The sequence below is a fragment of the Amycolatopsis sp. WGS_07 genome, from assembly GCF_045278895.1.
Taxonomy (GTDB): domain Bacteria; phylum Actinomycetota; class Actinomycetes; order Mycobacteriales; family Pseudonocardiaceae; genus Amycolatopsis.
The window spans coordinates 8,739,411-8,764,424 of the sequence record NZ_CP136053.1 but is presented as its reverse complement, the minus strand read 5'-3'; the positions used below and the strand labels follow the sequence as shown (position 1 = coordinate 8,764,424).

The 25,014-nt window shown below is 71.1% G+C and carries 21 protein-coding genes; 8 read left to right on the top strand and 13 right to left on the bottom strand.

Annotation, left to right across the window (positions count from 1 at the left end; genetic code table 11):
- The first annotated feature begins 59 nt into the window (after positions 1-59).
- The gene (locus RPX00_RS41225; protein WP_406643259.1) at positions 60-1,514 is read left to right on the top strand and encodes a flavin-containing monooxygenase; all 1,455 of its coding nucleotides are present in this window, start codon (positions 60-62) and stop codon (positions 1,512-1,514) included.
- An 82-nt stretch (positions 1,515-1,596) separates the two neighbouring features.
- Here the strand turns inward: RPX00_RS41225 and RPX00_RS41220 are convergent, their stop codons facing one another.
- The 8 genes from RPX00_RS41220 to RPX00_RS41185 form a co-directional block, all read right to left on the bottom strand.
- Positions 1,597-2,040 carry a VOC family protein gene (locus RPX00_RS41220; RefSeq protein ID WP_406633862.1) on the bottom strand — a complete coding sequence of 148 codons (444 nt, stop codon included), beginning with the start codon at positions 2,038-2,040 and terminating at the stop codon, positions 1,597-1,599.
- An 81-nt stretch (positions 2,041-2,121) separates the two neighbouring features.
- Entirely contained in the window at positions 2,122-2,553 is a 432-nt protein-coding gene (locus RPX00_RS41215; RefSeq protein ID WP_406633861.1) for a helix-turn-helix transcriptional regulator, read from the bottom strand.
- A gap of 667 nt (positions 2,554-3,220) precedes the next feature.
- Positions 3,221-4,378 carry a VWA domain-containing protein gene (locus tag RPX00_RS41210; RefSeq protein WP_406633859.1) on the bottom strand — a complete coding sequence of 386 codons (1,158 nt, stop codon included), beginning with the start codon at positions 4,376-4,378 and terminating at the stop codon, positions 3,221-3,223.
- Complete coding sequence (locus tag RPX00_RS41205; protein WP_406633857.1) at positions 4,375-6,555, bottom strand: DUF5682 family protein; 2,181 nt, start codon at positions 6,553-6,555, stop codon at positions 4,375-4,377. The genes RPX00_RS41210 and RPX00_RS41205 overlap by 4 nt, the downstream gene beginning before the upstream one ends.
- Positions 6,552-7,586 carry an AAA family ATPase gene (locus RPX00_RS41200; protein ID WP_406643257.1) on the bottom strand — a complete coding sequence of 345 codons (1,035 nt, stop codon included), beginning with the start codon at positions 7,584-7,586 and terminating at the stop codon, positions 6,552-6,554. Before RPX00_RS41200 ends, RPX00_RS41205 begins: the two co-directional genes overlap by 4 nt.
- Before the next feature lie 46 nt (positions 7,587-7,632).
- A complete protein-coding gene (locus tag RPX00_RS41195) occupies positions 7,633-9,075 on the bottom strand; it encodes a DUF5691 domain-containing protein (RefSeq protein ID WP_406633856.1) in 1,443 nt (480 codons plus the stop codon).
- Positions 9,072-10,385, bottom strand: a complete 1,314-nt coding sequence (locus RPX00_RS41190) for an SWIM zinc finger family protein (RefSeq protein WP_406633854.1) — start codon at positions 10,383-10,385, stop codon at positions 9,072-9,074. The genes RPX00_RS41195 and RPX00_RS41190 overlap by 4 nt, the downstream gene beginning before the upstream one ends.
- 345 nt (positions 10,386-10,730) lie before the next feature.
- Complete coding sequence (locus RPX00_RS41185; RefSeq protein WP_406633852.1) at positions 10,731-11,888, bottom strand: NAD-dependent epimerase/dehydratase family protein; 1,158 nt, start codon at positions 11,886-11,888, stop codon at positions 10,731-10,733.
- Between the two features lie 179 nt (positions 11,889-12,067).
- Between RPX00_RS41185 and RPX00_RS41180 the strand changes: the two genes are divergently transcribed.
- Entirely contained in the window at positions 12,068-12,574 is a 507-nt protein-coding gene (locus tag RPX00_RS41180; RefSeq protein ID WP_406633850.1) for a GtrA family protein, read from the top strand.
- Here RPX00_RS41180 and RPX00_RS41175 read toward each other — a convergent pair.
- Together RPX00_RS41175 and RPX00_RS41170 are read right to left on the bottom strand one after the other, a co-directional pair.
- Positions 12,504-14,678 carry a glycosyltransferase family 2 protein gene (locus RPX00_RS41175; protein ID WP_406633848.1) on the bottom strand — a complete coding sequence of 725 codons (2,175 nt, stop codon included), beginning with the start codon at positions 14,676-14,678 and terminating at the stop codon, positions 12,504-12,506. The two genes, RPX00_RS41180 and RPX00_RS41175, sit on opposite strands and share 71 nt — an antisense overlap.
- A complete protein-coding gene (locus RPX00_RS41170) occupies positions 14,675-15,619 on the bottom strand; it encodes an NAD-dependent epimerase/dehydratase family protein (RefSeq protein WP_406633846.1) in 945 nt (314 codons plus the stop codon). The genes RPX00_RS41175 and RPX00_RS41170 overlap by 4 nt, the downstream gene beginning before the upstream one ends.
- 235 nt (positions 15,620-15,854) lie before the next feature.
- On the opposite strand from RPX00_RS41170, the gene RPX00_RS41165 reads away from it, so the two are divergent.
- Genes RPX00_RS41165 through RPX00_RS41155 form a run of 3 tightly spaced genes read left to right on the top strand, consistent with a single transcriptional unit; the run spans position 15,855 to position 17,987 of the window.
- Positions 15,855-16,298: an XRE family transcriptional regulator gene (locus RPX00_RS41165; RefSeq protein WP_406633844.1), complete on the top strand. Its 444-nt coding sequence runs from the start codon at positions 15,855-15,857 to the stop codon at positions 16,296-16,298.
- An 11-nt stretch (positions 16,299-16,309) separates the two neighbouring features.
- Positions 16,310-16,903, top strand: coding sequence for a hypothetical protein (locus tag RPX00_RS41160; RefSeq protein ID WP_406633843.1), 594 nt, complete (start codon positions 16,310-16,312; stop codon positions 16,901-16,903).
- 7 nt (positions 16,904-16,910) lie between these two features.
- Complete coding sequence (locus RPX00_RS41155) at positions 16,911-17,987, top strand: MAB_1171c family putative transporter (RefSeq protein WP_406633841.1); 1,077 nt, start codon at positions 16,911-16,913, stop codon at positions 17,985-17,987.
- Here the strand turns inward: RPX00_RS41155 and RPX00_RS41150 are convergent.
- On the bottom strand, positions 17,929-18,450 hold the full coding sequence (locus RPX00_RS41150; RefSeq protein WP_406633839.1) for a 2'-5' RNA ligase family protein: 522 nt from the start codon (positions 18,448-18,450) through the stop codon (positions 17,929-17,931). The two genes, RPX00_RS41155 and RPX00_RS41150, sit on opposite strands and share 59 nt — an antisense overlap.
- A 454-nt stretch (positions 18,451-18,904) precedes the next feature.
- On the opposite strand from RPX00_RS41150, the gene RPX00_RS41145 reads away from it, so the two are divergent.
- From RPX00_RS41145 to RPX00_RS41135, 3 genes are all read left to right on the top strand, one after another.
- On the top strand, positions 18,905-19,705 hold the full coding sequence (locus tag RPX00_RS41145) for an alpha/beta fold hydrolase (protein WP_406633837.1): 801 nt from the start codon (positions 18,905-18,907) through the stop codon (positions 19,703-19,705).
- A gap of 363 nt (positions 19,706-20,068) precedes the next feature.
- Complete coding sequence (locus tag RPX00_RS41140) at positions 20,069-21,595, top strand: CehA/McbA family metallohydrolase (protein ID WP_406633835.1); 1,527 nt, start codon at positions 20,069-20,071, stop codon at positions 21,593-21,595.
- Between the two features lie 94 nt (positions 21,596-21,689).
- Positions 21,690-22,505 carry a hypothetical protein gene (locus tag RPX00_RS41135; RefSeq protein WP_406633833.1) on the top strand — a complete coding sequence of 272 codons (816 nt, stop codon included), beginning with the start codon at positions 21,690-21,692 and terminating at the stop codon, positions 22,503-22,505.
- 37 nt (positions 22,506-22,542) lie between these two features.
- Here the strand turns inward: RPX00_RS41135 and RPX00_RS41130 are convergent, their stop codons facing one another.
- Entirely contained in the window at positions 22,543-23,295 is a 753-nt protein-coding gene (locus RPX00_RS41130) for a class I SAM-dependent methyltransferase (RefSeq protein WP_406633831.1), read from the bottom strand.
- 71 nt (positions 23,296-23,366) lie between these two features.
- Positions 23,367-24,143, bottom strand: coding sequence for a trypsin-like serine peptidase (locus tag RPX00_RS41125; protein WP_406633829.1), 777 nt, complete (start codon positions 24,141-24,143; stop codon positions 23,367-23,369).
- Positions 24,144-25,014 lie beyond the last annotated feature (871 nt).

Sequence of the window (25,014 nt, the reverse complement as noted above, 5' to 3'; positions counted from 1 at the left end):
GGCCCCACTTCGGCGCGGCCTTGGCCTTAGGCTGGGTATCGTCTGTCGGACCGGGAGGAATCTTGGCGCATTTCGATGTCCTGATCGTGGGAGCGGGGCTGTCCGGTGTCGGCGCGGCCTGCCGGCTGCGGCAGCAGTCTCCAGGCCGGACGTACGCCGTCCTCGAGGCCCGGGACACGATCGGCGGAACCTGGGACCTTTTCCGGTACCCGGGCGTGCGCTCGGATTCGGACATGTTCACGCTCGGCTACCCGTTCCGGCCGTGGCGCAAGCCGGAGGCGATCGCGTCCGGCGCGGAGATCCTGGAGTACATCCGGGAGACCGCCGCGCACCATGGGGTTACCCGGCACATCCGCTTCGGCCACCGGGTGGTGCGGGCGGCGTGGTCGTCGGCGGAGGCCCGCTGGACGGTGGAGGCCGAGCACGACGGCGAGACCGTGACCTTCACCTGCTCTTTCCTGTTTTTGTGCAGCGGCTACTACAGCTACGAGAACGGGCACGTCGTCGATTTCCCCGGCCGCGACGAATTCCGCGGCGAGATCGTGCACCCGCAGTTCTGGCCGGAGGACCTGGACTGCGCGGGCAAACGAGTCGTGGTCATCGGCAGCGGGGCCACCGCGGTGACGCTGGTGCCCGAGCTGGCTTCGCGAGCGGAGTCGGTGACGATGCTGCAGCGCTCGCCGAGCTACGTCCTGTCGCGGCCGTGGACGGACTCGCTCTCCCGCCGCTTGCGGGGCATCCTGCCTTCCCGGCTGGCGTACCACGTGGTGCGCGCGAAGAACGTGCTGGTGACGACGTTGCTGTACCAGTTCTCCCGACGCCAGCCCGAACGCGCGGCGCGCTTCCTGCGGGACGCGGCGGCGAAGCAGCTGCCCGCCTCGATCCCGGTCGACCCGCATTTCTCGCCGCAGTACCAGCCGTGGGACCAGCGCCTGTGCCTGACACCCGGGGCGGATTTCTTCCGGGCGCTCCGCAGCGGCAAAGCAGACGTCGTCACCGACCGGATCGACCGGTTCACCCCGGACGGCATCGCACTGGAATCCGGCTCGCGACTGCCCGCGGACGTGGTCGTCACCGCGACCGGCCTGCGGGTGATCGCGTTCGGCGGAATCGAACTGACCGTGGACGATCGGGTGATCGAGCCTTCGGACCAGCTGGTGTACAAGGGCATGATGCTCGCCGGGGTGCCGAACCTCGCGTGGTGCGTCGGCTACGTGAACGCGTCGTGGACGCTCCGGTCGGACCTCGTGGCCCAGTACGTGTGCCGGTTGCTGAATCACCTGTCCCGCAACGGTTTCGACACCTGCGTGCCCCGCCCGCCCGCGATCCCGGCGGCACAGCGGCGGCCGCTGATGAACCTGACCTCGGGCTATCTCACTCGCGCCTCCTCGGTGTTGCCGCGCCAGGGGAACCGGCGTCCGTGGCTGATGCGGCAGAACTACGTGCTGGACGCGGCCGACCTGCGACTGCGTCGTTTGAACGATGGCGTGTTGCGATTCGACCGAGCTGCCTGAGCCTGGGCGGGAAGCCGGGCCGCCTGCGGTGAGTTCGGTGGTGACACTCGCGCTGCCGGGTTCCGCGTTGCCCGAGGTTTCGTCAGCAACTCCAATCCTTGGTGAGATCCAGATTCTCGCGACGCTGGGTAAAGGAGAACCAGTTGCCGGAATCGTCCCGGAAAATGGCCTCGGTGCCGTAGGGCCGCTCCTGCGGCTCCTGCACGAACTCGACGCCGCGTGCCTTCAGGGTCTGGTAGTCGCCGTGAACGTCGTCGGTGCTGAAAACGCCCGCGCCCAGCACTCCCTTGGCGACGAGCTTCTTCAACGCCTCGGCGGACTCCGGATCGAGCGCGGGCGAGCCGGGGACCATCAGGGTGATCTCGAGATCCGGCTGGTCCTTGGCTCCGACGGTCAGCCAGCGCATCCCGCCGTCACCCATCGTCATATCGGTGCGGACCTCCAGGCCCAGCTTCTCGGTGTAGAACTCCTTGGCGCGGTCGTGGTCGAGGACCCAGACGTTGGTGATGGACATGCCCTTGATCACGGACAGCTCCTCAGTACTGGCAGGCGCCTTTCGCCTGCTTCCTGTGACCCACCGTAGTCGCGGGAGCGGTCACTGGGCTTCTCAAGAATTGCGCTCTTCGCCGAGTCCCTTGAAGCCGCCGTGCCACAGCAACGCGTAACACCCGGGGACCAGCCCTTGGCTCGGCCGGACATTGCGGGTGCGGTAGTCGCTCGGGGTGAGGCCGGTGTGTTTCTTGAAGCTCGCCGAGAAGGAGCCGAGGCTGCTGAACCCGACCAGTGCGCAGATTTCGGTAACGGACAGATCGGCGGTCCGCAACAGATCCTCGGCCCGCTCGATCCGGCGGCGGCTGAGGTACTGCCCGGGCGTCTGCCCGTAGACGGCCCGGAAGAGCCGCACGAAGTGATACCGCGAGTACCCGGCGTGGGCGGCGATCGCGTCCAGGTCGAGGGGACTGGCCCAGTCCCGGTCCATGGCGTCCTTGGCCATGCGCAGCTGCCGCAACTGGGAGAGCTGGGCCGGGGTGGGTGCCATGCGCCTGATGGTGACATATCCGGTGCGGTGGCGGTTTTGGCGCGGGTGGGTCCGTCCCGCGCGCTGCCCGCACTGAGCCCGCTGGCGGGATGACCGGCACGGCAGTGGCTTCGGGCCGGGCGGGAGATCCCGGTTGCCGGTGCTGAGCCCGGGCGATTTCGCGGGTTGACTCGCGCGGGACGGGTTCGCCGTTCTTGCCGCGTCGGGCCGGGCTCTTGCTCATGTCGCGCCGGAATTCTGGCCGCGTCGGGTCAAGCTCTGCCGCGTTGGGCCAACTCGTGCCGTGTCGGGCCGAACTCCTGCCGCGTCGGGTCGGAACTCTTGCCGTGTCGCGCCGTGTCGGGCCGGGACTCGTGCCGCGCCGGGCCGGGACTCGCGCCGTGTCGGGCCGAACTCCTGTCGCGCCGGGCCGGGACTCCTGTCGCGCCGGGCCGGGACTCGTGTCGTGTCGGGCCGGGACTCGTGCTGCGCCGCGCCGGAACTCTCGCCGTGTCGGGCCGAATTCTTGCCGCGTTGGGCCAAATTCCTGCCGCGTCGCGCCGGGACTCGTGCAGTGTCGGGCGGGGACTCTCGCCGCGCCGCGCCGGAATGCGCTGGGATGCCGTCGTCTCCGGCGGCCCGGCCGGGAACGTTCTCCGGCACCGCCGGCCGGTTCACCGGCGGGCGGTCACTCGGCCGTTGCCGAGGCGGCCCAGCGGCTCAAATCCTCCCTTCGGAGCGCGGCGGCCATCAGGTCCGGAAACAGATCCGGTGTGCAAGCGAAAGCAGGCACCCCTAGCTCGCTCAGCGCCGCGGCGTTCTCGCGGTCGTAGAACGGCGCACCGGAGTCCGACAGCGCCAGCAGGGTCACCACCTGCACCCCGGAGCCGACCAGGTCCGCCACCCGGCGCAGCAGGTCGTCGCGTACTCCGCCTTCGTACAGGTCGCTGATCAGCACCAGGAGGGTCTGTTCGGGACGCTCCACCAGTCCTTGGCAGTAGGCCAACGCGCGGTTGATGTCGGTGCCGCCGCCCAGTTGGGTGCCGAAGAGGACGTCGACGGGGTCGTCCAGGTGGTCGGACAGGTCGGCTACCGCGGTGTCGAATGCGACGAATTTCGTGCTCAGCGCGCGCATAGAGGCGAGTGCGGCACCGAAAACCCCTGAGTACACCACGGATTCCGCCATCGAGCCGGACTGGTCCACGGCCAGGATCACGTCCCGGCGGACGCTTTGTTCTCGGCGGCCGAAGCCGAAAAGCTGTTCGGGCACAATGGTTTTCAGCTCAGGGGAGTAGTGTTTCAGGTTCCGGCGGACGGTGCGGTCCCAGTCGATGTCCGCGCCTCGGGGGCGTTGGGTGCGGGCCGCGCGGTCGAGTGCGCCGCGGACTGCTGCTCGGGTGCGTTCGGCGAGGCGTTCCTCCAGTTCCGTGACGACTTTGCGCACGACGGTGCGTGCGGTTTCCTTGGTCTCCTCGGGCAGGACGTTGTTGAGGGACAACAGGGTGCCGACCAGGTGGACGTCCGGTTCCACCGCGCTCAGCAGTTCCGGTTCCAGCAGCATCCGGGTGATGCCGAGCCGGTCGACGGCGTCGCGCTGCATTACCTGGACCACCGAGCCCGGGAAGTACTGCCGGATGTCGCCCAGCCAGCGTGCGACGCGGGGTGCGGAGGCTTGCAAGCCGCCGCTGCGCTGGCCGCCGCCGCGCCGGTTCTTGGGGCCCTCGTCGTAGAGGGCGGCCAGCACGTTGTCGACGCCGGTGTCTCCTTCGGACAGTGCGTGGCCGGTGCCGTCGGAGTCTCCGCCCAGCACCAGGCGCCAGCGGCGGAGGCGTTCGGGATCGGTCATGACGTGGCTCCCAGGAGGGTGGCGAATACCGGCAGGGCGGCCGCGGCGCGGACCTCGTCCAGGTCCTCGGCGAGCGCGGGGGCGGCTCGCTGGGCCCCGGACAGGGTGGCGGCGCGTTCGCCGATCGCGCGTTTTTCGGGGCCGGCGAAGGCGCCGAAAGTGCGGCGCAGCAAGGGAAGCACCTCGGTGAAGACCTCGGGCGGGATCGAGGTCAGCCAGGTGTCGACGACGCGCAGCATGCGTTCGTCGTGGACCAGCAGGAGCGCGCCGCCGGAGAAGAAGCCCTCGACGTAGGCCGCGCCGTCGGCCGGGGTGATGCCGGGGGTGAGCATGCGGCCGAGGCGAATCTCCACTTCGGCGCCGTCGAGCAGGTCGGCGTCGTGCAGCAGGCGCACGATGCGGCCGGCCAGCAGCGGAGGCAGGGAATCGCGGGCGGACAAGCGGGCGAGGGCGGTGAACCAGCGGTCTCGGGCGGCGTCGCCCAGGAGGTCGGTGGCCTCGTGGACGTCGTCGACCAGTTCGCAGAACTGTGCGGCGGCGTCCTCGTCGATGCCGTGCACCGCGGGAGGAAGCCCGGCGCAGACCCGGGTGAGGATCCGGTCGGCGACCTCGCGCAGCCGCGCGGTGTCCGTGCCGCGGACGTCGCCGTAGCGGGTCGCCCGCGCCAGCGGAGACAGGGCCGTCATGAGGTGCGCGACGTCCGCGTCGGCGGCGGCGCGAGTGTCCAGTGCGGCGAGGGTTTCGGGCAGCGCGTCGCCCAGATCGGCCAAGAGGCAGCGTTCTACCGCGGTGGTGATGTCGGCGAGAGAGGGCGATTCGGCGACGGTTTCGCGCACGACCGCGGTGGCGGCCGCGGGCACGGTGGTTCCGTGCACGGCGGCCGCGACCAGGTCGACCTCGAAACCGGGCTCCCAGCACAGGGTCCAGGTTTCGCGGAAGGTCCCCTTGCTCCGGACCGACGACAGTTCCGGCTCGCCCCAGGGGATGCCGAGGATCTGCAGCCGGTGCAGCAGGCGCGACCGGTCCAGGCCGCCCGGCGTGCGCAGGTCCAGGTCCAGTTCCTTGGCCTGGGGCTCGCGTTTCAGCCGGAGCCGCCGCGCGGTCGCGGTGAGGTCGGCGGCCAGCGGGGCCTGCGGGACGCGGTCCGGGACCTCGCCGAGCAGTTCGCCGACCACCAGCCGCCGGGTGACCAGGTCGGCCTGGACGTCGTCGCCTCCGCACAGGACCGCCCGCGTGGCGGCGTCGACCTCGGCCAGCCCGGCGGACGACCGGCCGCGCAGCGCGGCCAGCGTGTCGGCCAGCCGCACGGCTTCGATCACGTGCGCGGTGGAAACGGGCAGGTCCTCCTCGCGCAGCACCCCGGCGACGGCGGTGAGCCACCGGGCGGTGACGTCGTCGGCGGTGCTGAACAGATGGTGGTACCAGCCGGGGGAGCGGACGCCCGCGCCGTACCCGGTGACCGACGCGAGCCTGCCGTGCGTCCACGGCACCCACGTGCACACGACCTTCCGCTTCGGGAGTCCTTTGAGGACAGTCTGGTCCTTGGAAGCGGGCGGCAGCGGATCGGCCAGCGCGGGCACGTGCCAGGCCCCGCAGACCACGGCGATCCGTTCGTAGCCTTCCTTCCGCGTTTTGCGCAGCACGGTGCGCATGTACGCCTCGCGCCGCTGCTCGTGCTGATCGTCCGGACGGTCGCCTTCGCGCAGCGCGGTCATCGCGTCGGCGATCACCTCGAACGGCGATTCCTCGCCCCGGCGGGACTCGACGAAGTCGTCCCACCAGCGTTCCGGATCGTCGTACCCGCCCGCCGCGGCGAGTTCGGCGAGCGGATCGGTGCGGGGCGCGGTCCGCTCCTCGCCGAGCGCGAACTGGTGTGCAGCCGGAAGATCGCAGAACTTCACCGGCACTCCGGCCGCGGCGGCGTACCGCAGGGCCTGCCACTCCGGGCTGAACACCGCGAACGGCCAGAACGCCGCCCGCGACACGTCGTCGGAGGCGTACGCCAGCAACGCCACCGGCGGCCGCATGTCGTCGTCCGCGGCGAGGTCGACGAGCTGGTCCGCCTCCGGCGGTCCCTCGATCAGCACCACGTCCGGTTCCAGTTCGGCGAGCCGGGCGGCCACCGCCCGCGCCGAACCGGGGCCGTGGTGCCGGATGCCGAGGAGATGCGTGGTCATCCGGAGATCTCCTGGCCTGCCCGGTAGAAGTCGGCCCAGCCCTCCCGCTCGCGCACCACGGTCTCCAGGTACTCGCTCCAGATCGCGCTGTCGGCCACCGGATCCTTCACGACCGCACCGTGAATCCCGGCCGCGACGTCGTGCGCGCGCAGCACCCCGTCGCCGAAATGCGCGGCCAGCGCGAGGCCGCCGGTGAGCACGCTGATGGCTTCCGCCGTCGAAAGCGTGCCTGACGGGGTTTTCACCGCGGTGCGGCCGTCTTCGGTGCGGCCAGCCCGCAACTCGCGGAAAACCGTGACCACGCGGCGGATTTCGGCGAGATCCGCGGCTTCGGCGGGCAGCGACAGCGCGGCGCCCAGCTGACCGACCCGCCGCCGGACGATCTCCACCTCGGCCTCGGCGGTGTCCGGCAGCGGCAGCACGACGGTGTTGAACCGCCGCCGCAGCGCGCTCGACAGCTCGTTGACGCCCTTGTCCCGGTTGTTCGCCGTGGCGACCAGCGTGAACCCGGGCCGGGCCTGCACCTCGGTGCCCAGCTCGGGGATCGGCAGCGTTTTCTCCGACAGAATGGTGATCAGCGAGTCCTGCACCTCGGCCGGGATGCGGGTGAGTTCCTCGAGCCGGGCGACCTTGCCGTCGCGCATCGCGCGCAGGATCGGGCTTTCGACCAGCGCCTGGTCGCTCGGCCCCTCGGCGATGAGCCGCGCGTAGTTCCAGCCGTAGCGGATCTGCTCCTCGGAGGTGCCCGCGGTGCCCTGGACGAGCAGCGTGGAGTCTCCGCTGATCGCCGCCGCGAGGTGTTCGGACACCCAGGTTTTCGCCGTGCCCGGCACGCCGAGCAGCAGCAGCGCGCGGTCGGTGGCGAGGGTGGCGACCGCGACCTCGATCAGCCGCCGCGGGCCGACGTACTTCGGGCTGATTTCCGTGCCGTCGTCGAGTTTCCCGCCGAGCAGGTAGGTGACCACCGCCCACGGCGAAAGCCGCCACGACGGCGGTTTCGCCCGGTCGTCGGCCGCGGCGAGGGCGGCCAGTTCGCCGGCGTATTCCTGTTCGGCGTGCGGCCGGAGGACGGGGAGGTCATGCTAGCTCCTTGTGCATTTCACGGCGGAAGGACAGGGTTTCGGCGACCGCGCGCCGCCACGGGGCGGCCTCGCCGGGAAGCGGGATCTCGGCCAGCGGGTGGTCGAGGCACGGGACCGGCACGGCTTTCGCGATCAGCGCGGCCGCGTGCGCGACCAGCCGGTGGTCGCGCTGGCCGGCGACCCAGTCGAGCAGCACCGTGCCGAGCGCGGCGGGCCACGGCTGCGGCAGGTCGAGGATGAGCCGGGTGAGGGCCTCGACCGGCAGCCCGCGAGTCAGCTTCGCGACCGTGGCGGCCTGCTGTTCGGGCGACAGCACGCCGATGAGCGCCGCGGTGCTGCGTCCGCCCGGTTCGGCCTCCACGAGGGCTTGCGCCCACTCTTCATTGCGTTGCCGGAGCGCGGCGGTGGCCCAGCTTTCGCGCACCACGTTCAGCGGCGGGCCTTCGACGAGCATCCCGGCCAGTTCGCCCGGCGTGCCGTACTCGGCCCAGAACCGCAGGGGAGTGGCGGCGATGATCGCGCGCAACCGGGCGGTGCCCTGACCGGGACCGGCCGGGACGCGGATGCCGTCGCGCTGCAGGCTGTCGTCCGGCTCCGGCGGGGTGAATTCGAGGACGTCGGCCCGGAGCGCGCGGCTGCGCACGGTGACACAGGACCGCAGCCGCTCGATCATCCGCTCGCCCGACGGCGAGTGGGGGTACCGGCCGATCAGCCGCAGCGCGATGTCGCGCACCCCGGCCGCCCGGTCCCCGAGCGCGGCTTCGATGAACGGCTCGTCCTCGTCGGCGAGATGCTCGCCGAGCAGGGAGAGGAACGTCGCTCGCAGGTCGGCCGGCTCGTTGCTCCAGGCCGCCGCGAGGGTCTCCCGCGCGCGAGCGGGATCGGTGCTGAGCACGCGTTCCAGCCAGGCCTGCCGACGCGCGGCGGTGCCGAACTCCCAGGCGTTGTCGCTGGTGTCGTCGTCGGCGGCGACCAGAAACGCCCACTCCGGGTTCCGCTCGCCGAGCCACGCGCCGACCGGACCGGCGACCGTGGCGAGCGGCGCCCGCAGCGATACCCGGGTGCGCGCGGCGTCGGCCAGCGCGGGCAGCCGCTCGGCGGGCACCCGGAATCCCTTGTCCGCCACCGTGGTGAGCCATTCCTCCACCAGTTCGGGCCGGTTGGCCCCCAGCAGATGTCCGAGCCGCGCCCGCGCCACAGCGGGGACGAACGGCCGGCTGTCCGGCGCCGCGGCCGGTTCGGGTTCGATGCCGGTGAGCGGCCGCTGCCCGGCGCGCCGGTACCCGGTGAACGCCGCCGCGGCGACGAGCGCCTGGTCGGCGGGTTCGGCGCGCTGGCCGGCGATTTCCGTTACCCCGGAAGGCAAACTGGCGAGGTCGACGGCCCTGCGGCGGGTGCCGAGCAGAACGGTGCCGACGAGGTCGTCCCAGGCAGTCACAGTCGCACCATCCCGTTCTGATGCCAGCAGCTCAACGGCCGCAACCCCGCGGTCGTCCACTCCGCGGCCACCGTGACCGGCTGCTCGGCCGAGAGCGCCAGCAGCGGCCACGGATCCATGGCCGGAGCCAGCGGCAGCGCCGCACCGTCTACATCGGACAGTGCCCAGCCCTCGCCGTGCCGAGCCGGACGGAGATCGCTCACCAGCACCGGCCACCGGTCCAGCCACGGATCGGCCGCGAGCGCGGCGGCGTGCCCGGCGAGCGCCGAAGCGAACGTGCCGCCGGCTGGGGCCGTTTCCGGTGCCACCGGTTCCTCGCGATGATCGAACACCGCGCGCAGCGGCACCGCGCCCGGGTAGAACACCAGCTCTCCCGCGACCACGAACCCCGGCGGCAGCGAACTGTCCAGCGGACGTCCTGGCGGCGCGTACGACAGCACCAGCGCGTCCCGGCCGCTGCGTTTGCCCCGCAGCCACGTGCGCCTGCTGCGCAGCGAATCCTGTTCCTCGTCGATCGCGCCGGTGACCAGCCACTGGTCCGGCACCCGTTCGCCGGACTCCAGCACCTGCGCGTTGCCCACGGAGAACCCGAGCCGGGACCGGACCGTGTCGGCGAGCGCGCCCGGCAGCGATTCCAGCCGGTTCGCCGCGTCCGCGAGCACGTAGACCAGCGACAACTCGGCCAGCAGCCGATCCGGCCAATCCCGGCCCCGGCCGACCAGCGCCGCCGCCCGGCGCAGGCCGTTCGCCAGCCCGGGCGCTTGCGCGTCGACCATCCGCGACGCGACCGTGTACAACTCCTCGGTGCCCCCGCGTTCGAACGTCGCGAACCCGGCGGACACCCGGTCCGCGAGCCATCCGCGCAGCTCAGCGGCCCCCGCGGTGACGCGCGCGAGCCGCTCCTGGGCCCGCTTCGCCGCCGCTTCGAGGTCCTTCGGCGCGTCCGTCTTCTTCTCGGCCCGTTCCGCCCGCGCGGCTCGCTCGTGCAGCCACGTGTGCACCCATCCGGGCTCCTCCGCGCGGGGGAGCTGGCCCTCCGACCAGCGCAGCAGCAACCCCAGCGCGTGCTTGCACGGGAACTTCCGGCTCGGGCAGGTGCACCGGAACGCGGGCCCGGCCACCTCCACCGCCGTCTGATACGGCCGCTTCCCGCTGCCCTGGCACGCGCCCCAGACGGCACGGGCCGACGCGCCCGCGTCCGACCACTTCGCCGGCGCCGCCTGCCCGCGCCCGGCTTTCGCCGACGCGGCGTCCGGCGCGAGTTCGAGCACCCGCTCCGGGCTCCACCGCGCCGCTCCTTCGTCCCCCACGTTTCCTTGCCGCTCTTCCGGTTCCGTCCCCCTCCGGGGCTGACCGGAAGAGCATCCCACCCGGCACCGACAATTTCGGCACGCCTGCCTTCGCGGGGCGGGCCGGGTTCGGCGTCCGTGGGGGATTCCGCGGCCCCTGCCGGAGAGTCAAGATGCAGCTCGGGTTCGCCTGCCCAGGCCGAAGGGGCTGGCCAGGGCGGTGCGGCTCTTGGCGGACCGGCGGACGGCGGGATGGGGCTACTCGTGAGGGCCCCTTCACGGACCAGGGGCCCCGTCCGGGCCCGGCAACGGACAACTCGGCCCGCGGTGCCGCCTCTTCGGGAACCGGACCGCGAACCAGACGGCTCAGGAAGCTTCGACAGCCCCGCGCCAGCGCACCGTCGGGCGCAGCCGCTCGTCGTTCACCCGGTGCTTGTTCGCCCCCACGATGTCGAACATCGACTCGATCAGCGTGTCCGACAGCAGGTGCGGCTCCAGTCCCAGCCCGACCAGCCCGGTGTGCTTGACGTTGTAGTAGTGCTCGGGCTGCTCCACCCGGGGATTGTCCAGGTTCTCGATCTGCACCGGCCCGGGGAAGCGGTCGGCGACGACCTCGGCGATCCGGCGCACCGACATGCTCTCGGTCATCTGGTTGAACACCCGGAACTCGCCGCGCTCGGCGGGGTTCTCCACGGCCAGCCGGATGCACTCGACGGTGTCGCGGATGTCGATCAGGCCGCGCGTCTGCCCGCCCTTGCCGTACACCGTGAGCGGCTGGCCCAGCACCGCCTGGATGACGAACCGGTTGAGCACCGTGCCGAACACCGCGTCGTAGTCGAACCGTGTGGCCAGCCGCGGGTCGAGCGCGGTCTGCGGGGTCTGCTGGCCGTACACGACGCCCTGGTTGAGGTCGGTCGCGCGCAGGTCCCAGATCCGGCAGGCGAACTCGATGTTGTGCGAGTCGTGCACCTTCGACAGGTGGTAGAACGAGCCCGGTTTCTTCGGGTACAGCATCCGGTCGCGGCGGCCGTTGTGCTCGATCTCGAGCCAGCCTTCCTCGATGTCGATGTTCGGGGTGCCGTACTCGCCCATCGTGCCCAGTTTGACCAGGTGGATGTCCGGGTCGATCTCTGCGATCGCGTACAGCAGGTTGAGGTTGCCGACCACGTTGTTGTGCTGTGTGTAGACGGCGTGCTCGCGGTCGATCATCGAATACGGCGCGGACCGCTGCTCAGCGAAATGCACGATCGCGGCGGGCCGGAATTCGCGCACCGTCTCGAAGAGGAACTCCGCGTCGAGCAGGTCGCCTTCGTAGCGCGCGATCCGTTTGCCGGACACCGCGTGCCACGCGTCGGTGCGGGTGCTCAGGTCTTCGATCGGGACCAGGCTCTCGGCGCCGAGTTCCACGTCGTACTGCCGCCGCGCGAAATTGTCCAGAACCGCCACTTCGTGGCCTTTGTCCGACAGATGGAGCGCAGTGGGCCAGCCCAGGTAACCGTCACCGCCGAGAACCAGTACTCGCATCCAGAGCACCCTTCCTTTCGTCGTCGCGACAGACAGGTTCCTTCGTCGCAACCCGGTGTCGCGGTGGCAGATCCGAACCTAAGCGCGGGCCGCTGATGTTCGCCTGGCAGCCAGCTGTGAATCCGCTGTGGGCCGGGGGCCGTGCGGCGGAACCGGCGGCCCGAGGGGAAACTGGGGACATGACGACGGTAACCAACCCGGCGAACCCCCGCACGACGGACGAAACGCCGGGCCCGCGCCGCCGCGGCGCGATCCGGTTCGTGCGCGCGGCCGCGAGTTCGGTGGCCGCGACCCTGCTCAGCCAGGCCGCGCTGATCGCGGTGCTCGCCGCGGACGGGGCCCCGTGGCTCGCCAGCGCGTGCGCGTTCGCGGCCGGCGCGGTGCTGAACTTCTTCCTCACCCGGCGCTGGGTGTGGGGCCGTCGCGGCCGTCCCGAAGTGGGCCGCGAGCTGCTGCCCTACGTCCTCGTCATCTCGCTCGGCGGCCTCGCCTCGGTCGGGCTGACCACGCTCGCCGGCCACCTGCTCGCGCCGCTGCGGCTGCCGCACTTCTGGTGGGTCGTGCTGCTCGACGCGGCGTACGTGTTCAGCTACGCGCTGGTGTTCGTCGCGAAGTTCACGATGCTCGACCGGTTCGTTTTCGACCGCGGCGCAGCACGTAGCCCCGCCACCACGTCCCAGTCATGACCCGCGCGTAGTTCGCGCCGTACACGACACTGCCGCCCTTCTTGCTCTTACCCGCCTTGCGCAGCCGCATGCTCATCGGCCGTTCGAGCACACGCGCGCCTCGCGCGGTCGCGCCCAGCAGCAGTTCCGATGACTGGTACTGCGGTTCGTTCAGCGGGATCGCGCACGCGAGTTCCGCGCGCAGCGAACGGAATCCGAATGACGTGTCGGTGATCCGCCGCCAGGTCAGCACCGACGCGAGCCATGCGAACACGCGTACGCCGACCCAGCGCATCCGGCTGTCGGCCTCTTCGTGCCCCAGGCGGCGAGAGCCCGTCACGAAGTCCGCGGTGCCGTCCAGGAGCGGCGCGACGAGTTCGGCCATTTCGCTGTTGTCGTACTGACCGTCGCCGTCGGTCGTGACGATGTACTTCGCGCCGTTCTCGGCGGCAAGGTGGTACCCGAGGCGCAGCGCGGCGCCCTGGCCACGGTTAGTGGGCGCGACGCACACGTACGCGCCATGGTCTTCCGCGATGACCGCAGTGTTGTCCGTACCGCCGTCTACGACTACCAGGACATCGACGGACAACCCGAGACACTCGTCCGGCATCTTCTCCAGTACCTGGCCGATGCCGCCAGCCTCGTTGTACGCGGCGATCACCACGGTCAGCTCGGACAGCTTCGCGTCGGGATGCCGCTCGTGGAAGTCCGCGATCGCGCCTTCGTCGACAGCGTCCGGATAACTGCCGAGCCGACGGCGGCTGGCCACGGTGAGCGTCGTGAACCCGAGCGCCCCGGCGACCGGCAGCAGCACGAGCGCGGGAAGCTGATAGCGCCAGGAAAACTCGAACATCGCGGACGCGAACAGCAGGAACAACCCAGTGCCAGCAGCGAAGAGCGCGCCGCCGCGAGCGACGTGCCGGGGTTTCTTGCGGCGCAGCACGGTCAGCAGGCCGAGCAGCGCGAAGAACCCGAGCACCGCGCCGGGCACGAAGCCGCCGTTGAGCTGATAGTCGCGCAGGAACGCCGCGATCGGCTCGTTGACCTCGGGATCCGTGCCGTCGTACTGCTGCGTGACCGCCTTGACCGCGGCGGGATCGGCGAACTCCGGATAGGTCAGCTGGAACTGCCATCGGTCGATCGGCACGTCGGTGACTGCGGTGTCCCGGGTGAACTGGAAGCTCTTCGCGAAGTCGCCGAGGATCGACGTCGTGACGTCCCACCACTGCGCTTTCAGCGTGGTGACGGCGAATTCGTGGGCCAGCGCGCCTTTGTCCGCGCCGGGCGGCAGCGGACCGGGCCACGCCGGGTCGAGATCGGCGTGCGTGTAGTTGTCGACCAGCCGGTTCTCGACCGGTTCGGTGGGGCAGAATTGCCGCACGACCGGGTCCAGCTGGAGTTTCGCGCAGTCCGCGACCGCGGCGGTGCGTCCGTAGAGCATGCTGCCGGACGGCCCGCTCAGCCCCCATTTTCCGGTCTCCGCCTTGACTTGCGCCGCGTACGGGACCACGACGACGAGAATCCCGAGCAACCCGATGGCGGCGTCGCGCCAGCCGCGCCACGACCGCCACGCGCTGCCCGCAGCGAGCACGTACAGCAGGAACGGCGCGGCGATCGTGATGCCGATCAGCCGCACCAGCACGCCGAACCCGACCACCAGGCCGGCCAGCGCGATCCGCCGCCAGTTCGGTTTTCCCTTGGCCAGCACCAGCCACAGCAGCCCGAGCAGCAGGGCTTCGAACAGCACCTCGGCCATGATGTTCTGCTCGATCTGCACCTGGTAGCCGTCGAGCAGCAGCGGCGCGGCGGCCAGCGCGCTCACCCAGTTGCGCGCGCCGAGCCGCCGGGCCAGCGCGTAGATCCCGACCGCGATCGCCAGCCCGCCGAGATGCTGCACCGCGGCGACGAACGACAGCCCGCCGACCGCGAGCAGCGGCCGCAGGAACAGGTCGTAGCCGATCGGGTTGATCCCGTCGGCGCGCAGGGCGTGCAGATTGTCCAGGTAGCGGAAGGAATCGATGTACAGCAGCGCCGGCCGGTAGGCGATCCAGGACAGCACCCGCAGCGTGGTTCCCGCGGCGAGCAGCACCAGCAGGAACGCGTGGCGGCGGAGGAACCCGGTCACGGCGCCTCGGCCCGGTCCAGTCCGGAGAAGTACTTCCACGCGCTGGCGAGTCCGTCGGCCAGGGCGATTTCCGGCCGGTAGCCGATGGTTTCCGCGCTCGCCGACACATCGACGACCACCGCGGGCATCTCGCCGGACGGCGCGGGCACGTGCTCGACCGGCAGCTCGGCCCCGGTCACCGCGCGCACGGTCTCGACCATTTCCAGCACTGACACGGAATGTCCGGCGCCGACGATCGCGCGGCCGGTGTAGCCGCTCTCGTACGCGAGCACGATCGCGCGTACGACGTCGTCGACGTGCACGAGGTCGCGACGCTGCTCTCCGGTGCCGTACACACGCACGCCTTCATTATTCAACGCTGCACGCATCATGCGCGGGACGAAGCTGTCTTTGTGCGACATGCCGGGCCCGTACACGTTGGTGAAGCGCAACGCGCACGTCGTGATGCCGTACGCGCCGGCGTAGCCCGACAGCAGCATCTCGCAGGCTGCCTTCGTCGCACCGTATGGCGTAAGCGGCTTCGTGGGCAGGTCGACCGTGATGGTGCTGGTGCCGACATCGCCGACCACGGCGTTCGTAGACGCGAGAAGGAACCGTGGCACTTCGCGTACGCGGCACAGTTCGAGAAGTTCTTGTGTCACCGCCACGTTCTCCGCGTACGTGTCGCGCGGCAGCTCCACTGACTTCAAGACGGACGTCAGCGCGGCCAGGTGCACGATCCCGCCTACGCCCGCTGCGACAGCGGCTTCGCGGGTTTCGGCGTCTCGCAGATCTCCTACGACAACGCGCACTCCCTCGTCCGTCGTCTCATAGCGCACGCGGTCCACGACAGTGACCGGATAGTGGCGCTCACGGAACGCGCGCACGACAGCGCGGCCGATGAAGCCGCTGCCGCCGGTGACGACGACGGGTGTCCTTTCCGGACTGTGGGGGAGTGTCATGGCGCACAACCTACCTCCGCGGCCTGTGCGGCACTTGTGCGTCCTTCTCCCCGGACCGGCAGGGGCAAGCGCGGGACCGCGTGCGGGCACCCCCAGCGACCGCACGCGGATCCCGGTGTTTAGTTTTCTAAACGATGCGCGGGGGGAGTGTAGCCGGAACGGGACGGCTGGTGTCAAGTTTTCGAGACGGTTATGCTGGACGCTGTTACGGAGACGGAACGGTGGTGGGGGCGGCATGGCCGAGCAGGCTGAGGAGCGCAGCTTCGCGCAGCGGCTGGCACACCTGATCGCGACGGTGCACCCGCCCGACCGCAAGCCCTACTCCTACCGCGAGATCGCCCAGGGCGTCGCGGACGTCACCGGCGTCAGCATGTCGGCGACGCACGTGCAGCAGCTCGCCGTCGGCGCCCGGCGCGACCCGAAGCGGTCGCACATCCAGGCGCTCGCGCGGTTCTTCGGCGTGCCGGTCACCTACTTCTTCGACGAGGAGGTCGCCGGCCGGGTCGACGAACAGGTCGCCGACGTCGTCGCCTGGCGCGACACCCAGGCCCGTGACCTGGCCCAGCGCGCGATGCGGTTGTCCGAGCGCGACCGGCAGACGGTTTCCGCGCTGATGGACCAGCTCGACAGCTACACCGCGGGCCGCGAGCGCACCCGGCGCGGGCGCAAGCCGGAGTGACCCGGGCGGCTATGCTGGCCACTGCCGGAGCACCGGGGACGCCGTGGTGCACCAGGCTGGTCCAGCCGCCGATCGCCTCGGGAGGGGACATCGACCCGACCGTGCGCGTGCGCGCCCGCAACCGGGTGCGCGACCTGCTGCGGCTCGTGCCCGCCCCGCGGCCGTGGTCGATGAACGCGTGGATCGACCGGCTGGAGCGGCATCGCGGCCGCGACATCGACCTGCTCGCGGTCGACTACGCGCCCGGCCAGCCCTCCGGCGCGTGGCAGCAGCACGACGACTTCGACCTGATCGCGTACGCGGCGGGCACGTCGTCGCTGCACCAGGACCACATCATCGCCCACGAGATCGCCCACCTGCTGTGCGAGCACCGAGGCGAATGCGTGCTCACGGACGCCGAAGCGGCGACGGTCGCGCCTGATCTCAGTGCGCACCTGCTGTCGCATCTGCTCACGCGCGTCACGACGAATTCCGACGAGTACGAAGCGGAGCTTATCGCCGTGTTTCTCATGAGCGCCGCCACGGAGGACAGCGCCCAGTTGCGGCCGGGCGCTTCCGGTCCGGCCGCGGATCGCGCGCGGCGCTTCGCGTCGCTGCTCGGGTAGCGCGCGGATGATCGACGTTCTTTTCTTCGGGGTCGGCCTGTTCTCCCTCGCGGTCGGGATCTGGCGCGCGGTCCGCGCGCGGCGGACTGGCGCGGGCGTGGGGCTGGCGACCAGCCTGATCGCTCTCGGCGTCGCCTTCTGCCTTCTCGCCGACAGTGCGCAGGCGATCGAAAGCCAGCTGTACCCGAGCCTGGGGCGATTGCTGTCGAATCTCGCGACGATGGTGGCCGCGTACGGCATCGAAGTGACTGTCGCGGAGATCGGTGGCGTAGCGGAGCGTCGGCGGCGCGCGCGGCTCGGAGCGCTGATTGTTGCGCTCGTGGTGCTTACTGCGTCGTTCTTCGCGACGCGCGGGCTGCCGAGGGGCGTAGGGCTCTTCGACGAGCTGTACCGGTCGAACCCGACACTGGTCGTGTACATCGTCGTGTACACGCTGTACCTGGGTTTGGCGGTGGCGGACATCGCCGTGGTGTCGGCCGGTGCGGTGCGCGCGGGTACGGGTGCGCTGCGGGCCGGACTGGGCATCGTGCTCGTGGCCTGTGTGTTCGCTTTCGCTTATCTGGTCGGCAAGATCGTCGATCTGATCAGCGATCTGACCGCGGAGCATCCGGCCACGAAGCTGTGCCGCGGCGCGTTTTCGACGGTCCGGTGCTCGCTCGCGGTCGGGTTCCCGGCGATTTCGGTGCTGCTGATCGTGGTGGGGCTGACGGTGCCGGCGGTGCCCGCGCTGGGACGGGCCGTGCGCGACGCGCGGACGCGGGCGGTGTTGCGGCCGCTTCGGCAGCACCTGGTGTCGCGGTATCCGGATGTCGTCCGGCTGGACGGCTCGTCGGGGACCGGCCGGGAGCGGCTGCTGACGATGATGAGCGAGATCAACGACGGCCTGCTGCTGTCCGGGGTCGGCCCGGAGCTGTCGCCGAGCGCGGCTGTGCAGGTGCTGCGCAGCTCTGCCGGGGCTGTCCCGGACGAGCCCGCGACACCGTCCGGGCGGACTGCTTTCGAGGCCGACGTCGCCCGGCTGCGGGCTATCGCGCAGGGGTTCCGAGCGGAGCCGACAGCCGGAGCTGCCAACCCTCCTCGGTGAGCGCGACGAGGTGCAGCGTCTCCGCCCGTGCGGTGATCGGGAGCGCGGCGCGCGCTCGTTCGGCGACCTCGGCGCGCTGGTCGTCGGTGCCGCCGAGAGCGATCGTCAAATGCGCTGGCGGGTGCGCGCCGAAGCGGCCGCCGTACGGGGGCACGTCGGGCCAGCGATCGCATACGGCATCGGCGAGGGGCTGGAGCGCGGGTGCGGCCGCGGCGACGAATCCGGGAGCGGTGACCAGATCGGTCAGCTGCACTTCGGTGGCGGGGAAGCTCGCCGCGAGCTGCCGGACGTCGGCGTCGGTTTCGTCGGTGAGCTGGCTGGCGGGGAGGAACGGATACAGAGCCGTGACGTGCGGCGGAAGGCCGGGACGGACGAGTCCGGGATCGACGGCCGCGGCGGTGTCGAGCAGGACGGCGGCGGACGGGAGCGTGACGACGAGCGCGCTGGTTCCGGGCGTGGGCACGGCCCCGATCCTGCCGGACCGCCCTCGCGGCTCCGGAGGGACCCCTCGGCCAGCCGGAGAGGAAAGGCAACCCTTTCTTTTTGCTGCTTTCGGGGAATTCCGCTAAACCTAACCCTAAGTCTTTCCCAAGTCCGCCGTCGTCGATTCCGCTCGGTCCTACACTCGGTGGATGAAGATCGTCCTATGGACCGCATTGTGCGGATTGTGTGCCTTCACTGGCCACGTGCTCCTGGGCGTCGTGGCAGGTTTCCTTCTGCTGGCTTGTGTTCCGAGCCGTCCGGCCGCGGGGCGGCCGGCTCCGGAAAGAGAATTGATCAGCTCGCGCGGCTGACTTTCCGGGGAATTCCCCGGAAATTGCCGCCCGGCGGGCGTCCGGTCCTCCTCCCGGCCGCTGGCGTCCCGGAATTGTCGGTGCCGTGCGGTACAACGGTGACCGGCGAACAGGGAGGGAACGATGCATTACGTCGAGCACGGTTCCGGCACGCCGGTGCTGGCCGTCCACGGCTGGACGCCGGACCACCGCCTGATGACCGGCTGTCTCGAGCCGGTCTTCGCGCGGCGGCCCGGATTCCGGCGGATCTACCCGGATCTGCCCGGGATGGGCGAATCGCCCGCCGGGTCCGCGCGCGGGTCGGACGACCTCGTCGCCGCGCTCGGGGACCTGGTGGACGATCTGATCGGCGACGAGCCGTTTCTGCTGGTCGGGGAGTCGTACGGGGGTTACCTGGCGCGCGGGCTGGTGCGTGCCCGGCCGGCACAGGTCGCCGGGCTGGCGCTGCTGTGCCCGGTCGGCCGCCCGGTGCTGGTGCTGGAACGGGACGTTCCGGAGCACGAGGTGCTGCGCGCCGATCCGGAGCTGATGGCGAGCCTCGACCCGGCGGAGGCGGCGGAGTACGGCGAGGTCGCGGTGGTCCAGTCCGCGGAGACGCTGGCGCGTTTCCGCGCGGACGTCGCGCCTGGGCTCGCGGTGGCCGATCGCGCCGCGCTGCGGCGGATGCTGGCGGGCTGGCCGCTCTCGGTCGACCCGGAAAGCGGTCCGGCGTACCGGAAACCGGCGCTGATCGTGTGCGGGAGGCAGGATTCGTCCACCGGATTCGCGGAGCAGTACGGATTGCTGGGGCACTATCCGCGGGCGAGTTTCGCGGTGCTGGACCGGGCGGGGCACAACCTGCAGTTCGAGCAGCCGGTGTTGTTCGAGGCGTTGATGGAGGAGTGGCTGGACCGGGTCGTGGAGGGGAGTGCTGCGATGGGGTGAGCCGGCTGCACCCGGGTTGTCGCTTTGGGCAACGCAGCGCTGCGGTCGTGGCGTCTCGTTCCGGCGCGCGGTGATCCAAGCGTGTTCGGGTCGCCGCTGAACGCGTCGACCGTGGCTCGCGGTTCGGCGGCGGCGCGAACCGGCAGGCGCACTGTGCGTGCCGCGATCCCGCGCGCCCCAACCGATCTGGGGCTGACGGCCGCTCTACGCAGAGCGTGCTCCGGTGCGCTGAGAGTCGCCTGCGCGCGCCGGTGCGCGGAGTGGTCCATGCCAGTCGAGTCGCCGAGTGTTCACCGCAGCGTCGTTGAAGGGGGTGGTCCCGGCGGTTAGCGTCGGCGCGACTTCTTTGCTGCGGAGGTAGCCATGTCCACTGGGGAACTCAACCGGCGCAACCTGTTCCGGGCCGGCGGCGTCGTCGCGGCCGGGGCGGCGATGGGCATGCTTCCGGGCGTTTCGTTCGCGGCGCCCGCGCCCGGCGCCGGGCAGCAGACGAAGACCGTCACCGGCACCTTCCGCCCGGACGTGCCCGACTGGTACTACCTCCCGGTCGACGTGCCGCGCGGCGTGAAGCAGATCGACGTCGTCTACTCCTACGACAAGCCCTCGGTGCCCGCCGGAACCCGCGGAAATGCTTGCGACATCGGGATGTTCGGCCCGGAAGGGCACGAACTCGGCACCCGCCGCGGCTTCCGCGGCTGGTCCGGCGGGTTCCGCGACCGGTTCTCGATCAGCGCCGCCGAGGCGACGCCCGGGTACCTCGCCGGGCCGATCACGCCTGGGCGCTGGCACGTCATCCTCGGCCCGTACACGGTCGCGCCGCAGGGCATGAACTACCGCGTCGACATCACGCTGACGTTCGGCCGGGACACCTCGAAGCCGTTCCAGCCGAACCCGGCCCCCGAGACCGCGCCCGCGCGCGATCGCGGCCGGTCCTGGTACCGCGGCGACTCCCACCTGCACACCGTCTACTCCGACGGCAGGCGCACGCCCGAGCAGCTCGTCGCGGACGCGCGCGCGGCCGGGCTGGACTTCATCGTGTCCACCGACCACAACACGTCGAGTTCGCAGCTGGTGTGGGGCAACTACGCCACCGACGACCTGCTGATCCTGAACGGCGAAGAGGTCACCACGCGGTCCGGCCACTGGCCCGCGATCGGCGTCCCGGCGGGCACGTGGATCGACTGGCGCTACCGCGCGTCCGACCCGGCCGACTTCCGGCGGTTCACCGACCAGGTGCACCGGGCGGGCGGCCTGGTCACCGCCGCGCACCCGTTCGCGAACTGTTTCGGCTGCACTTACGAATTCGCCTACGAGATCGCCGACCTCGTCGAGGTGTGGAACGGCCCGTGGACCGCGGAGGACGAAGCGAGCGTCACGCACTGGGACGGCCTGCTGCGCGGCGGACGCTGGATCCCGGCGATCGGCGATTCCGACGCGCACAACCCGGACCACACCGTCGCGCTCCCGCACACCGTTGTCCAGGCGGACCGGCTCGGGAGGGCGGAGCTGCTCGCCGGGCTGAAGGCGGGCCGGTCCTGGCTCGCCGAATCGAAGGACGTGCAGCTCGACTTCTCGGTCTCCGGCGCGGGCCGCACCGCGGGCATCGGCGGGCGGCTCGCCGCGGGCACGGGCACACCGGTCGAGGTGCGGGCTGTCGTTCGCGGAGTGCCGGGCACGACCGTGACGTTTCTCGACCAGCTCGGCCCGGAGCACAGCGAGACCGTCCCCGAGTCCGGCAGCGCGACGGTCACGTGGACGACGTACCCGCGCTACAGCCGCTGGGTGCGGGTCGAGGTGCGGCGCCCGTCGGGCGGCCCGAAGACGACGACTCCGAACGCCATGGTCGCCATGTCCAACCCGATCTTCCTGGGCGCTCCCAACGCTGGCTGACCTGACCCGAGCGTCTCGCGGCCGGGACGCCCGGGCAGACTGTGCACTTAAAGTGGGCAGTGGGGAAGGGCGGGAACGGGTGCGCGGGTGTGGCATGCGAGCGGCGATCGCAGCGGTCGTCGTGGCCCTCGCGGCCGTGGTCGTCGTGGTGGTCATGTTCTCGCGCAGCGACGAGGTGAAGACCCCTGGCTGCACGGTGGCGCTGCCGAAGGGCGCGAACGACGCCTCCGCGCCGCAGTACACGCTGCAGCCGGAGCCGATGAACAACGCCGCGATCATCGCCGCCGTCGGCATCAAGCAAGGGCTGCCGTCGCACGCGGTGACGGTTGCCTTGGCGACCGCCCTGCAGGAGTCGAAACTCCGCAACCTGAGCGGCGGCGACCGGGATTCGGTCGGCCTGTTCCAGCAGCGCCCGAGCCAGGGCTGGGGCACGCCCGACCAGCTCCAGGACCCGGTCTACTCCGCGACGGAGTTCTACAAGAAGCTGGCGAAACTCGACAACTGGCAGACGATTCCCGTCACCGAGGCGGCGCAGGCGGTGCAGCGCTCCGGCGCTCCCGGCGCGTACGCCCAGTGGGAGGACGAAGCCACCGCGCTGACCGGTGCGCTGACCGGCCAGTACCCGGCGTCGCTGACCTGCCGGAACCTGACGCTGAACCCGCCGGCGAACCTGGTGACGGTCGCCAACGCCGAACTGGGCACGGCCCGCCTGAGCGGCGCGCACCCGGCCGCGGAGGGCTGGCGGATCGCGAGCTGGCTGGTGGCCCGCGCGGCCAAACTGGGGATCGACCGGGTGAGCTTCGCCGGCCAGACGTGGACGGCGGAGTCCGGTGCGTGGGCCGCGGACGAGAAGGCCGGGCAGAATCTTTCGCTGCATCAGGCTCCCGCCGCTCCGCCCAGCTCTGGCTGACCGGCGAACGAGCGCTTCGACGCGCCAGTCGCCTCGGTCAGCCCGCGGTCGCGGTGGCGAGGATTCGGCGCGTGAGGTCGAAGGTCCGCAGCACCTTGACGCCTTCGTCGTGCATGGACCGCAGGGCCGGATCGTCCCCCGGGTCGAGCGCCGCGGCTTCCTCCCACATCGCACGCTCTGCGGCCCTCCACTGCGGACGGTCCTGAACGACCACGTTCGCAAAGCCCGCCGCGGTGAGGCCGGTTTCGGCGTCGACCGCCCGAATCCGCGCCAGAACCCGCTCGTCCGCGGAATCGAGGGCCTCCCAAGTCGTCAGCGCGACGCGCCCGCCCGGACGGAGCACCCGCCGTATCTCCTCGAACGACTCGGCGGTCGCCTGGAACTGGATCGCGTCGACGCACACGACGGCATCGACCGACCCAGCGGGCAGGGCCGTGTCGGCAAGATCGCCCAGCCGGAATTCGGCGTCCACGGACGCGAACTGCTGAGCCAGCGTCCGCGCCTGGTCGATCGCCTCCGGCGCGAAGTCGACGCCGATCAGCCGCGCCCCGGTCCGGGAAGCGATCTCCAGGCCGTACCCGCCGCGCCCGCAGGCCAGATCGAGCAGCCGGTCGCCGGGCGCGAGCCGCAGCGCTTCGACGACTTCCGCGAGGCCGTCCCAGGTGAGCAGGCTGCTCGACAGCAGTCGCGGCGGCAGCCCCAGATGCCGCTGGTGGAGGTCGTCGTGGGCTTCGCTGCCGCGCATGTTCGAGTACCACTCGTCGAAGCCCGCCGCCGATCCGGAACTCACCGCAGCCCTCCCCAAGCCAGCTGTTTCGGTGGCGAAAACCCTACGTGGGATGGCCGGTCCCCGTTCGCTGGTCAGCTGACGGCGGAGTTGTAGAGCTGCGCGATGTCGTCGTCGAAGTAGGCGCTGTAGGAGACGTCCGGGGTGTCGCCGCCGGTTTGATAGCCGCCGATCGCTCCGATGACGGTGCCCGTGCCGGTGTTCGGGTCCTGGTCGATGACCCAGGGGCCGCCGCTGGTGCCGTCGGGGAAACCGGGGCAGGCGACGCGTTGCTGGTAGGTGTCGGACTGAGTGGTCGTACCGGTGCAGACGACCGGTTGTTCGGCGCCGTTGGGGTATCCGGTGAGGGTGATCGTGTGCGAGAAGCCCTGATTCGTGCCGAGCTGGTTGGCGCCGGTGCGGCTTTCGAGGCTCGCCGGACCGGGCTGGGCGACCTTCAGGAACGCGAAGTCGAGGTCCGGATCGGACGAGGATTTCCACCCGTCCGCGACCACCGCCGCGGTGACCTGCCAGGTGCCGTAAGGAGCGAGGCCGTCGTGGTAGCCCGGCTTGAAGGTGACGCCGGAGACGTCGCCGCTGACGCAATGCGCGGCGGTGAGGAGCAGATCGCCGGTCGGGCTGTGCACCACGCTGGCCGTGCAGAAGTGGTTGCCGCCGGAGAACAACGCGCCGACTGCCGGGCTGGCCTTGCTCGCTGTGTCGGCGGCGGTGCTTGCCGGAGCGCTGCTGGTCGCGGGAGCGGCCGAGTAGGTGACGTCAGCGGTGTCGACGACGGCGTTGGCACCGCCGGTCGCGACGATCGCGGCCGCCGCGCAGATGATCAGCGCTGTCCGGGAAACGGTGACTCTCACGCCTCAAGATGACCATGCCAATGCCCGGCGAGCATCCCGTGCGGCCGGATGCACAGCAACCTCACAGCGCCCGCATACCGCCGCACAGCAGGGCGGGTGCCGTTCGGCGGGCCCTGGTTTTCCACCCTCGCGGGGGTGGGTGCCTGGCTGGCCGGCGGGCGCGCCGGGCGCTCGCAGCGCGTCTCGGCGCGCGTTCGGGCGAACCTGCGGGCGTGACCGGCCGGCCTGGGGGACCGGCCGGGCACGTGCCTGCTTGTGCAGGCAGCCCTCGGGACGCGTCCGGTCGAGCGGTGACCGGCTGTATGGCGGGACGGTCTGCTCAGCCGGGGCGTTGTTTCCCGGCGAGGTTGGCTCTCAGTGCCGGGCACGGGGCTGGGGTTACTGGTCGAGCCGGCGAGTGGGCTGTGGCCAGCGCTGGGCACGTGGTCTGCCCAGTTCCGGGATCGACGAGCCAGATCGGCGATGGCAGTGCTGGCTGCGCGGTCTCGCCGGTTGCTGGGATCGCCGGGCCGGGTCGGGCATGGCTAGAGCTGGGCACGTGGTCTGCCGGTGCCGGGATCGGTGAGCCGGTTCGGCGGTGGCCAGAGCTGGGTGCGCGGGTCACGCCGGTTGCTGAGGCCACCGGGCTGAGTGGACCGCGGCCAGCACTGGGCACTTGGCCTGCCAGGCGCCGGGCGAGCCGAGTCAGCGATGGCCGTGTTGGCTGCGCAGCCTCGTCGGTTGCTGAGATCAGCAGGCTGAGGCGGCAAGCGTTAGGCGCGTGGCCCGCCCGGCTGCCGTGCTCGGCGAGCCGAGTCGGCGAGGTTCAGCGCCGGGCCATTGCCTTCGCGGTCAGCGTCGCCTCTGCCGCTGGCGATGGTCGCCTTGGCGG